The 11460-nt window shown below is 71.9% G+C and carries 6 protein-coding genes; all 6 read right to left on the bottom strand.

Annotation, left to right across the window (positions count from 1 at the left end; translation table 11 throughout):
• Positions 1-873: 873 nt before the first annotated feature.
• A complete protein-coding gene (gene ispG, locus IE274_RS34850; RefSeq protein WP_190119940.1) occupies positions 874-2028 on the bottom strand; it encodes a flavodoxin-dependent (E)-4-hydroxy-3-methylbut-2-enyl-diphosphate synthase in 1155 nt (384 codons plus the stop codon).
• Between the two features lie 237 nt (positions 2029-2265).
• Positions 2266-3567 carry a M50 family metallopeptidase gene (locus tag IE274_RS34845; RefSeq protein ID WP_190119939.1) on the bottom strand — a complete coding sequence of 434 codons (1302 nt, stop codon included), beginning with the start codon at positions 3565-3567 and terminating at the stop codon, positions 2266-2268.
• On the bottom strand, positions 3564-4862 hold the full coding sequence (dxr, locus tag IE274_RS34840; RefSeq protein ID WP_190119938.1) for a 1-deoxy-D-xylulose-5-phosphate reductoisomerase: 1299 nt from the start codon (positions 4860-4862) through the stop codon (positions 3564-3566). The genes IE274_RS34845 and dxr overlap by 4 nt, the downstream gene beginning before the upstream one ends.
• Before the next feature lie 208 nt (positions 4863-5070).
• On the bottom strand, positions 5071-7020 hold the full coding sequence (locus IE274_RS34835; RefSeq protein WP_372446980.1) for an acyl-CoA dehydrogenase family protein: 1950 nt from the start codon (positions 7018-7020) through the stop codon (positions 5071-5073).
• Positions 7021-7194: 174 nt separating this feature from the next.
• A complete protein-coding gene (locus IE274_RS34830; RefSeq protein ID WP_190119936.1) occupies positions 7195-8640 on the bottom strand; it encodes an aldehyde dehydrogenase family protein in 1446 nt (481 codons plus the stop codon).
• A 536-nt stretch (positions 8641-9176) separates the two neighbouring features.
• On the bottom strand, positions 9177-10781 hold the full coding sequence (locus IE274_RS34825) for a PucR family transcriptional regulator (RefSeq protein ID WP_190119935.1): 1605 nt from the start codon (positions 10779-10781) through the stop codon (positions 9177-9179).
• Between the last annotated feature and the right edge of the window lie 679 nt (positions 10782-11460).

The raw sequence follows: 11460 nt of genomic DNA, 5'->3' as shown, positions 1-11460 counted from the left end.
ACCCGGGGAACCTCAGAGAAACCAGTGCAGCCTACGGCCTGAGAGCCGCGGGGCCGGGAACCCAACGAAGCCCCACGACTGCCCCGGCCAGGGAACTGCGGGACCCGGGGAACCTCAGAGAAACCAGTGCAGCCTCCGGCCAGGGAACTGCGGGGCCCAGGGAACCTCAGAGAAGCCGGTGCAGCCTCCGCGGCCAGGGAGCTGCGGGGCGGGGGAACCAGGAAAGCCGGGGCAGCCGCCCACCAGGGAGTTGCAGGACCCGGTGGGGGACCGCACGGAGGCCGGTGCGGCCCCAGCCAGGAAACCGTGGCCCCGAGGGGAACTTCACGACAGCCGATGCAGCCCCCGGCCAGGGAGCCGTCAGACCCGGGGCAGACGGAACGGGTGAGCGGGGAAACCGGCCCGCCAGCGGCACCACCAAGCCGGGCAACCAGGCAGCCGCCACATCACCCGTAAGCCCCCGGCCCACAGCACGCCCGACAGCCGCAGGTGAGCGGGTGGGGGAAAAGCGGGTGGGGGAAACCCCGCCGCGCCAGCGGCGGGACCGCGCACGGCGGGGCAGTCATGGTGGTCCCCCGCGGCGGGACGGCCGCCAACCAACCGCAGCCCGCCCGGGCCACGCATCCACCCGAGCCGCCAGCCCCGGGGGCACCGCACCCACCCCCGGCCCACCCAACGCCCCACAGTCACGGGTGGGCGGGTGGGCGGGTGGGGAAATCCGCCGCGCCAGCGGCGAGACCGCGCACGGCGGGGCAGTCGCCGACGAGGCCCAAGCCCCCACCCGCCCGGAGGGCACCCCGCACAAGGCCCAGGGGCCAGAGACAGGCACAAGGCCCAGGGGCCCGAGACAGATACAAGGCCCAGGGGCCAGAACTAGCTGACCGAGACCTCGGGCTCCCCCGACATCACGCCGTCCTTCTCCATCTGTTCGGCGATCTTCAGGGCCTCTTCGATGAGGGTCTCGACGATCTTGGATTCGGGGACGGTCTTGATGACCTCGCCCTTGACGAAGATCTGGCCCTTGCCGTTGCCGGAGGCGACGCCGAGGTCGGCCTCGCGGGCCTCGCCGGGGCCGTTGACGACGCAGCCCATGACGGCGACGCGGAGCGGGACCTCCATGCCGTCGAGGCCGGCGGTGACCTCTTCGGCGAGCTTGTAGACGTCGACCTGGGCGCGGCCGCAGGAGGGGCAGGAGACGATCTCCAGGCGGCGCTGCTTGAGGTTCAGGGACTCCAGGATCTGCATGCCGACCTTGACCTCCTCCGCGGGGGGCGCGGAGAGGGAGACGCGGATCGTGTCGCCGATGCCCTCGGAGAGCAGCGCGCCGAACGCGACGGCCGACTTGATCGTCCCCTGGAATGCCGGACCGGCCTCCGTCACACCCAGGTGCAGCGGATAGTCACAGGCGGCGGCCAACTGCCGGTAGGCGTTGACCATCACCACCGGGTCGTTGTGCTTCACCGAGATCTTGATGTCCCGGAAGCCGTGCTCCTCGAAGAGGGACGCCTCCCAGAGGGCCGACTCGACCAGCGCCTCGGGCGTCGCCTTGCCGTACTTCTTCAGGAGGCGCGCGTCCAGAGAGCCCGCGTTGACGCCGATGCGGATCGGCGTACCCGCGTCGTTCGCGGCCCGCGCGATCTCCTTGACCTTGTCGTCGAACTGCTTGATGTTGCCGGGGTTCACGCGCACCGCCGCGCACCCGGCGTCGATGGCCGCGAACACGTACTTCGGCTGGAAGTGGATGTCGGCGATCACGGGGATCTGGGACTTGCGGGCGATGGTGGAGAGCGCGTCGGCGTCGTCCTGCGTGGGGCACGCCACCCGGACGATCTGGCATCCGGACGCCGTGAGCTCCGCGATCTGCTGCAGCGTCGCCCCGATGTCCGACGTACGCGTCGTCGTCATCGACTGCACCGACACGGGCGCGTCTCCGCCGACAGCCACCGAACCGACCTGGATCTTGCGGCTGACCCGGCGGTCGGCGAGCTTGGTCGGTACGGACGGGATTCCGAGAGAAACGGCAGTCATCTGGCGTGCATCCCCAAGGTGTGGATCAAGGTCCCGAGTTCGGCGGGCACCGGGCTTCGCGGCTCGGCCACGGAATCGCGGCTTCGCTACTACATCGCTCATTCGCGGGTTCGAGGTTACGGCACCCCACCGGGCTCAAGCACATCCCGCCCCGGTGTCCACCCACGCGTGGGCGGGCTCGCACATACGCGGGCGGTCGGCCACACATGGTGCCCGACCGCCGCAAACATCGCGTGTCTAGGAAATCCTCACCGGGTTAACCACATCCGCGATGAGCACCAGAATGGTGAAGCAGATGAAGATTCCGGCGACGACGTAGGCGACGGGCATCAGCTTCGCGACGTCGAAGGGGCCGGGGTCCGGCCGCCGGAACACCTTCGCCACGTTGCGGCGCAGCGATTCCCACAGTGCACCCGCGATGTGCCCGCCGTCCAGCGGCAGCAGCGGCAGCATGTTGAACAGGAACAGCGACAGGTTGAACCCGGCGAGCAGGAACAGCATCATCGCGATCTGGTTCTCCGGCGGGATGTCCAGGGTGAACACCTCACCGCCGACGCGGGCCGCGCCGACGACGCCCATGGGCGAGTCCTGCTTGCGGTCGCCGTCGCCGAAGGCCGCGTCCCACAGGTCGGGGATCTTCGAGGGCAGCGCCACGATGGACTCGACGCCGTTCTCCATCATGTTGCCCATGCGGTCGACGGACTGGCCGAAGGACTGCTGGACGATGCCGGAGGCGGGCGTGAAGCCGAGGAACCCGGCGTAGACGTACTTGCCCTCGACGTAGCCGCCGTCGCCGTCGGTCTTGCTGACCTGGTTCTTGATCAGGTTGGCGTGCAGGTCGACGCGCTTGCCGTCGCGCTCGACGGTGAGCGTCGCGGGGCCGACGGTCTCGCGGATCTTCGACTGCAGCGCCGACCAGTCGCCGACGTCCTTGCCCTGGAAGGCGACGATCTTGTCGCCCGCCTTCAGGCCCGCGGCCTTGGCGGGGGCGGGCTTGTCGCCCTTGGCGCAGGAGTTGCGGTTCTGGCTGGCCTCGATGACACAGTCGGAGACCTTGCCGACCGACGTCGTCTGCGTACTGATGCCGAAGGTCATCATCACGCCGAGGAAGATCACGACGGCCAGGATCAGGTTCATGAAAGGCCCGGCGAACATCACGATCACGCGCTTCCAGGGCTTGCGCGTGTAGAACAGTCGGCTCTCGTCGCCGGGCTTCAGCTCCTCGAAGGCGGCGGAGCGCGCGTCCTCGATCATGCCGCGCCAGGGCGACGTGGAGCGTGCCTCTATCCGGCCGTCCGGACCGGGCGGGAACATGCCGATCATGCGGATGTAGCCGCCGAGCGGGATCGCCTTGATGCCGTACTCGGTGTCGCCCTTCTTGCGCGAGAACAGGGTCGGGCCGAAGCCGACCATGTACTGGGGCACCCGGATGCCGAACATCTTCGCGGTCGACAGGTGGCCCAGCTCGTGCCAGGCGATCGAGAACAGCAGCCCGATCACGAAGACGACTATGCCGAGGATCATCATCAAGGTCGTCATGCACGAGCCTCCGCGGTCGTCTGGTTCCCCGCCGTCGCCGGCGAGGTGGTCGTGGCCGTCAGTTCACGGGCCCGGGCGCGCGCCCAGGTCTCCGCTTCGAGGACGTCCGCCACCGTCAGTGAGGTTCCCACCCGAGGTGTGCCGTGTTCGGCGACGACCTGGGTCACGGTCTCCATGATGCCGTTGAAGGGCAGCGCGCCCGCCAGGAAGGCGTCCACGCATTCCTCGTTGGCGGCATTGAACACCGCCGGAGCCGTGCCCGCGAGCTCCCCGACGTGCCGGGCGAGCCCGACCGACGGGAACGCCTCGGTGTCGAGGGGGAAGAACTCCCAGGTCGAGGCCTTGGACCAGTCGAAAGCGGGGGCCGCGTCCGGGACCCGCTCGGGCCAGCCGAGCCCGATCGCGATGGGGCCGCTCATGTCGGGCGGCGTCGCCTGCACGATCGTGGAGCCGTCGACGTACTCGACCATGGAGTGCACGTACGACTGGGGGTGCACGACGACCTCGATGCGGTCGAAGGGGATGTCGTACAGCAGGTGGGCCTCGATGACCTCCAGGCCCTTGTTGACGAGGGTCGCGGAGTTGATCGTGATGACCGGGCCCATGGCCCAGGTGGGGTGCGCGAGCGCGTCCTCGGGGGTGACGTGCGCCAGATCGGCCTTGGTCCGGCCCCGGAAGGGCCCGCCGGACGCGGTCACGAGGAGCTTGCGGACGTCGGCGCGGGTGCCCGCGGCGAGCCCCTGGAACAGCGCGGCGTGCTCGGAGTCGACGGGAATGATCTGGCCCGGCTTGGCGAGCGCCTTGACCAACGGGCCGCCGACGATCAGCGACTCCTTGTTGGCGAGCGCGAGCGTGTGGCCCGCCTGCAGGGCGGCGAGGGTGGGGGCGAGGCCGATGGAGCCGGTGATGCCGTTGAGGACCGTGTGGCAGTGGGCGGAGTCGGACGCGGCGACTTGCGTGGCCGCGTCCGGGCCCGCGACGATCTCCGGCAGCGGCTCCCCGGCGCCGTACTGCTCCCGCAGCGCCTCGCGCAGCGCCGGTACGACGTCCTCGCGGGCGACGGCGACGGTCCGCACCCGCAGCTTCCTGGCCTGCTCGGCGAGGAGCGCGACGCGGCCGCCCGCGGCCGACAGGGCCGTGACGCGGAACCGGCCGGGGTTGCGCAGCACCAGGTCGATGGCCTGGGTGCCGATCGAACCCGTGGAGCCGAGGATGACGATGTTCCGCGGTCCATCGGTCACGACGGGGTCGAAGACGAGGTGCGGATCGGCGAGGGGGGCAGGGCTTTCGCTCATGCCCCCATTGTGGCCGCACCGGCCCCCGGATCCGACAGCGCCTCTCGGCTCGCGCCGGGGTGGTGCGGGCGCGGGCCCTCGCGGGGGCTCCCCAGTCCCACCCCTTCCCGAAACCGGACCCCGCTCCTCAAACGCCGGAGGGGCTGACATACAGCCGCACATCATCCAGCCCGTCCGGCGCTTGGGACCGGGCGCCCCGCGAAGGACGTCAGCGGATCGGCCGGTGGACGTTCTCGCGGCGCGCCGGTCCCGGCGTCGCGTCGGCGATCCACGGCCCGTCGCCGCTGGTGTCGATGACGCCCTGCTCCAGCCACGTGTACGTACCCGACAGGACGCCCTTGACGACCCGGCGGTCCTGGTCGTCGGTGTTGGTCCACAGGCGGCCGAAGAGTTCGTCGACGCGGATGCGGGACTGGCGGCAGAAGGTGTCGGCGAGCTGGTAGGCCTCGCGGCCGTGGTCCTCGGTGGTGCGCAGGAGTTCGGCGCGTACGCAGGCCGCGCTCATCGCGAACAGCTCCGCGCCGATGTCGACGATCCGGCCGAGGAAGCCCTGCTTGGTCTCCATCCGGCCCTGCCAGCGCGACATGGCGTAGAACGTGGACCGCGCCAGCTTGCGGGCCGAGCGCTCGACGAACCGCAGATGGCCCGCCAGGTCCGCGTGCCCCGCCGGGTGGAAGTCGGCGTACGTACGCGGGAGTTGACCCGGACCGGCGACGAGCTTGGGCAGCCAGCGGGCGTAGAAGACACCGGCGGCCGCCCCGGCGCGGGCCTTGTCGGAGAGGGTCTTCTCGGGATCGATCAGGTCCCCCGCGACCTTCAGGTGGGCGTCGACGGCCTCGCGGGCGATCAACAGGTGCATGATTTCCGTGGAGCCCTCGAAGATGCGGTTGATGCGCAGGTCGCGCAGGACCTGCTCGGCGGGGACGGCCCGCTCGCCGCGCGCGGCGAGGGACTCCGCGGTCTCGAAGCCGCGGCCGCCGCGGATCTGCACCAGCTCGTCGGCCATCAGGCAGGCCATCTCGGAGCCGTACAGCTTGGCGAGGGCGGCCTCGATGCGGATGTCGTTGCGGTCCTCGTCGGCCATCTGCGAGGACAGGTCGAGCACGGCCTCCAGGGCGAAGGTCGTCGCGGCGATGAAGGAGATCTTCGAGCCGACGGCCTCGTGGTACGCGACGGGCTTGCCCCACTGCTCGCGCGCGGCCGTCCACTCGCGAGCGATCTTCAGGCACCACTTGCCCGCGCCGACGCACATCGCGGGCAGGGAGAGGCGGCCGGTGTTGAGGGTGGTGAGGGCGATCTTGAGGCCCGCGCCCTCGGGGCCGATGCGGTGGGCGGCGGGGACGCGCACCTGGTGGAAGCGGGTGACGCCGTTCTCCAGGCCGCGCAGCCCCATGAAGGCGTTGCGGTTCTCGACGGTGACGCCCGGGGAGGCGGCCTCGACGACGAAGGCCGTGATCCCGCCCTTGTGCCCCTCGGACTTCGGCACCCGCGCCATCACCACGAGCAGATCGGCGACCACGCCGTTGGTGGTCCACAGCTTCACGCCGTCCAGGACGTAGTCGTCGCCGTCGGGGACGGCGGCGGTGGCGAGGCGGGCCGGGTCGGAGCCCACGTCCGGCTCGGTCAGCAAAAACGCGGAAATGTCCGTGCGGGCGCAGCGCGGCAGGAACTCGTCCCGCTGCTCCTGGGTGCCGAACAGCTTCAGGGGCTGGGGTACGCCGATCGACTGATGGGCCGACAGGAGCGCGCCGATCGCGGGGTTGGCGGAGCCGACGAGGGCGAGGGCCTTGTTGTAGTACACCTGCGTGAGGCCGAGGCCGCCGTACTTGGTGTCGATCTTCATGCCGAGCGCGCCGAGTTCCTTGAGGCCGTTGATCACCTCGTCCGGGATCAGGGCCTCCCGCTCGATGCGCGCCGAGTCGATCTTCGTCTCACAGAAGTCGCGCAGCTTGGCCAGGAACTCCTCGCCCCGCTGGACCGCCTCGTCGGCGGGCAGCGGATGCGGGTGGATCAGGTCCAGCCGGAAACGCCCCAGGAACAGCTCCTTGGCGAAGCTGGGCTTGCGCCAGTCCTGTTCACGGGCGGCCTCGGCGACCTGCCGGGCCTCGCGTTCGGTGACTTTGGGCTCTGTGGAGTGTGGTGCGGACAAGAGGCTCACCTCGCCGCGAGTCGGGATCAGGGGATCGGATGGTTACTCACCGGTGCTACTGGATCGTTGGTACCCGATTCCGGGCATTGTCACCAGCCTTCGCGCAGCGAACGCCACCCGCCGGCAACGGAAACGGCCGGAGCCCCCGCACAGCGGGCTCCGGCCGTTCTGTCCCCGGTGCGACTAGAGCTCGATGCCCGTCAGGACCATCACGCGCTCGTACGTGTAGTCGTCCATGGCGAAGCGGACGCCCTCGCGGCCGACGCCGGACTGCTTCACGCCGCCGTACGGCATCTGGTCCGCGCGGTAGGAGGGCGCGTCGCCGATGACGACACCGCCGACCTCCAGGGCGCGGTGGGCGCGGAAGGCGGTCTGCAGGTCGTGGGTGAACACGCCCGCCTGCAGGCCGTACTTGGAGTCGTTGACGGCGTCGTACGCGGCCTGCTCGCCGTCGACCTTCGTCACCGTCATGACGGGGCCGAAGACCTCCTCGCAGGCGATCGTGACGTCGGCCGGTACGTCGGCGAGGACGGTCGGCGCGTAGGTGGCGCCGTCGCGCTTGCCGCCGGTCAGGAGCTGGGCGCCGGCCTGGACGGCCTCGTCGACCCAGGACTCCACCCGCTTGGCGGCGTCCTCGTTGACGAGCGGGCCGACGTCGGTCTTCGGGTCGGACGGGTCGCCCGTGACCTGGCCGCCGACCGCCTCGACGATCTTCGGCAGGAGCCGGTCGTACACCGACGCGTCAGCGATGACCCGCTGCACGGAGATGCAGGACTGACCGCCCTGGTAGTTCGAGAAGGTCGCGACGCGGGCGGCGACCCAGTCGAGGTCGGCCTCGGTGGAGAAGTCGCCGAGGACGACGGCGGCGCCGTTGCCGCCCAGCTCCAGGGTGCAGTGCTTGCGCGGCACCGAGTCCATGATCGCGTAGCCGACCTTGTCGGAGCCGGTGAAGGAGATGACCGGAAGCCGCTCGTCCTGGACGAGGGCGGGCATCTTCTCGTTGGCGACCGGCAGCACCGACCAGGAGCCCGCGGGCAGCTCGGTCTCGGCCAGCAGCTCGCCGATGAGCAGCCCGGACAGCGGGGTCGCCGGGGCGGGCTTCAGGATGATCGGCGTGCCGACGGCGATGGCCGGGGCGATCTTGTGGGCGCACAGGTTCAGCGGGAAGTTGAACGGCGCGATGCCGAGGACGACGCCCTTGGAGAAGCGGCGCGTGAAGGCGAGACGGCCCTGGCCGCCGGCGTCCGTGTCCAGGCGCTGGGCCTCGCCGCCGTTGAAGCGGCGGGCCTCCTCGGCGGCGAACCGGAACACGGAGACGGCACGGCCGACCTCGCCGCGCGCCCACTTGATCGGCTTGCCGTTCTCCGCCGAGATCAGCTGCGCGATCTCCTCGGTGCGCTCGACGAGGCGGCGGCTCACGTGGTCGAGCGCGGCGGCGCGGACGTGCGCCGGGGTCGCGGCGAACTCGTCACGCACGGCGTAGGCGGCCGCGACGGCCTCCTCCACCTGCGCGTCGGTGGGCACGGCCGCCTTGCCGACGAGGCGCCCGTCCCAGGGCGAGGTGACGTCGAGCGTGGTCTCACCGGTGGTCTGGCGACCGGCGAGCCAGAAGGCGTGGATGGAAGTCATGAGAATCCCGGCCCTTCCGCGGAGGTTCGTTCGTCTTCGGGGGTACGGCTCCCACGTTAGGGGCGCGGCATTCTCCCGGGGGTTGTCCGACTCGGCGTAGTGGGGAGCCCTGGCGCACCGGAATGTCAGGGCGGGCCCGGATGCCCCCACGCCGATCACCGCTCCGCACCTCGTCCTCGAACGCCGGACGGGCTATCTCCCACCCACCCGCCCGAACCTCCTCCGGCCTGGCGGACAGCCCGGCACCTTCAGCCCCGAAAGGGTCGCCCCCGATCGGCGCTGCGCGCCTCGTCCTCAAGCGCCGGACAGGCTTTCTCCCACCCACCCGCCCCCATCTGCACGTGCTCGGCACCAGCTGCCCCGCGGGACCTCTCCGGCCCGCCCGGGGGGGGGATTCGAGGACGAGGCGCGGAGCGCCGATCGGCGGCGGCCGTCCCACCCGCACGGGACGTCGACGCGGGGCTGGGGTCCAGGGGCGCAGCGCTCCTGGTTACGGGAAAGGGGCGGGACTGGGGCGCACCCGCGAGGGACCAGCCCTACTCCCCCGCCGCCGAAGTCGCCTTCAGCGACAGCCAAAGCTCCATCCGGACATCCGGATCGTCCAGCGAGCGCCCGAGGATCTCCTCGACCCTGCGCATGCGGTACCGCAACGTATGCCGATGCACCCCGAGATCAGCGGCAGCGGCATCCCACTGCCCGTGCCGCGACAGCCACGCCCGCAGCGAGGCGACCAGGTCCCCCCGCCCGGTGGCGTCATGCTCCCGCAGCGCCCGCAGCAGCCCGTCCGCGAACGCCCGCACGGCGTCATCCGCGAGCAACGGCAGCACCGACCCCGCTGCCAGCTCCTCGTGCTCCACGAGACACCGCCCCCGCCGCCGCGCGACGGACAACGCCTGCTCGGCCTGCTTGTAGGCGGGCGCGGCGGCGATGGGCCCGGCGGGCGCCGAGAGCCCCATGAGCGGCCCGGGCTCGTCGGGCTGCTCCCGCCCCTCGGCCCGCCGGGAATCAAGCAGCGCCGCGTACTCGACGGTGGCGAGCTGCGCGGCCCCACCGTCGGCGACCAGCAGCACGAGCCGCTCCCCGTAGGGCACGACGAGCAGCGCCTCGCCGAAGCGCGCCGCGGCGGACTCGACGGCGTCGACCAGCTCCGTCGTCCAGGCCCCCGCGGCGGCCCCGGCCGCCTCGCCCGCCGCCTCCACGGGCCCGGCCGCCTCGGCGACGACCAGCCGGAACGGCGCGTCGAGCAGCCCGCCGTACAGATCACCGGCGACGGCCCGGGCGTGATCGGGCTCCCCGGCGAGCAGCATCCGCAGCACGGCGGAGCCGATCCTGGCCTCCGCGGCCTGGAGGGAGCGGGACCGCTCGGTGGTGAGGGTGAGGAGGGCGATCGCGGAGTGCACGGCGTACCGCTCGGCGGTCCCGAGGGTCGAGGCCGTGCCGACGGCTAGTGCCGCGCGCGGCCGCCGTCCGGTGCCGAGGGTGTGCAGCTCGACCCGGTCGTCGGCCCCGGCCACGACGAGGCTGGCGGGCGCGGGCCGCTCCCGCAGCCGCTCGACGTCGGGCGTGAGGCGGGCGGCGCGCCGGGCGGCCCACTCGGGCGCGGTGGCGACGACGGCGCCCGACGCGTCGTACAGCGCGGCCCAGCCGTCGACCTGCCCGGCGAGCGCGCCCAGCAGCCCCTGCGCGCCGTCGCCGAGGGCCTGCTTGGTCAGCTCCCGCTGGGCGGCGAAACCGGCGGTGACCGCGCGGTACTGGTCGGCGGCGATCGCGGCGGAGACGGCCTTGCTGATGGCGAGGAAGGGGGTGCGGCGGGGCACCTCGATGAGCGGCAGCTCCTCCGCCCGGGCGGCCTCGACGAGCGCGTCGGGGATGTCGGGGTAGTTCACGCCGACCGCGAAGCCGAGGCCGACGACGCCCGCGCCGACGAGCCGCTTCACGTAGCGCCGCATGGTCTCCGGGTCCTCCGCGTCCAGTTGGAGCGCGGTGATCAGGAGCAGCTCGCCGCCTTCCATGTACGGCACGGGGTCGGCGAGTTCGCTGACGTGGGCCCAGCGCACGGGGGTGTCCAGGCGGTCCTCGCCCGCGCGCACGGTGAGTTTGAGCGCGGAGTGGTGGACGAGCGAGGCGAGCGTGGGCGGCATGGGACCTTCAGGTCGTACGGCGGAGTCCGGTCTGCGGGACCGCGGGCGGGTGCGGGTGCGGTGCTGCGGTCGGAGGCAGGCGCGGTGCTGCGGGCGGGTGCGGTGCTGGCGTGGAGGGTGGCGCGGGTGCTGTGCGGGCGGGTGCCGGTGAGCCGTCCGCCGGGCCGGGCCGCCGAGGGATCACCAGTTGATCTTTTGGCCGTCGCGTATGACGGCTGCTGTCGATTCTGCCTCACCGTATGGTCGCCCCGGGCGGCTTGCGAGGTATAGCCGTCGCCCTTTTCCGCACGCCGCAGGCGCACTCGCGCTTTCGCGCGCCCTCTGCCCGCGCCGGGGTTACGCCGGTCCGGGCGGCAGCGCAGGTCCGCCGGAATCCGCCCGCCGGGACCCGCCGGAAGCGGCTCCGCGGGTCCCACCGAACCCACCCCCGCAGCTCCGCCAAAAGCGGCAGCACACGCCCGCCGGAGTCAGCCAGGCGGGCCCACGCGGAACGACGCCCGGGGTCCCGCCGGATGCAACGCCACGGCAACCGGCCCCGACGGCACACGTCTGCCGAGGCCGGCCTCCCCCACACGCACAGATCCGCCGGAAGCGGCGACGCGGGTCCACGAGAAGCAGCCAGGAACAGCGGCGCGGATCCACGAGAGACAGCGACGCGGGCAGGCCGGAATCAGCGCGG

The organism is Streptomyces flavofungini, from assembly GCF_014650815.1.
In the GTDB taxonomy this organism is placed as follows: Bacteria; Actinomycetota; Actinomycetes; order Streptomycetales; family Streptomycetaceae; genus Streptomyces; species Streptomyces flavofungini.
This window is presented reverse-complemented; position numbering and strand designations above follow the sequence as displayed.

Coding starts and splice junctions, on each gene's coding strand:
- ispG (WP_190119940.1), bottom strand. CDS start 2,028: ATGACTGCCGTTTCTCTCGGAATCCCGTCCGTACCGACCAAGCTCGCC.
- IE274_RS34845 (WP_190119939.1), bottom strand. CDS start 3,567: ATGACGACCTTGATGATGATCCTCGGCATAGTCGTCTTCGTGATCGGG.
- dxr (WP_190119938.1), bottom strand. CDS start 4,862: ATGAGCGAAAGCCCTGCCCCCCTCGCCGATCCGCACCTCGTCTTCGAC.
- IE274_RS34830 (WP_190119936.1), bottom strand. CDS start 8,640: ATGACTTCCATCCACGCCTTCTGGCTCGCCGGTCGCCAGACCACCGGT.
- IE274_RS34825 (WP_190119935.1), bottom strand. CDS start 10,781: ATGCCGCCCACGCTCGCCTCGCTCGTCCACCACTCCGCGCTCAAACTC.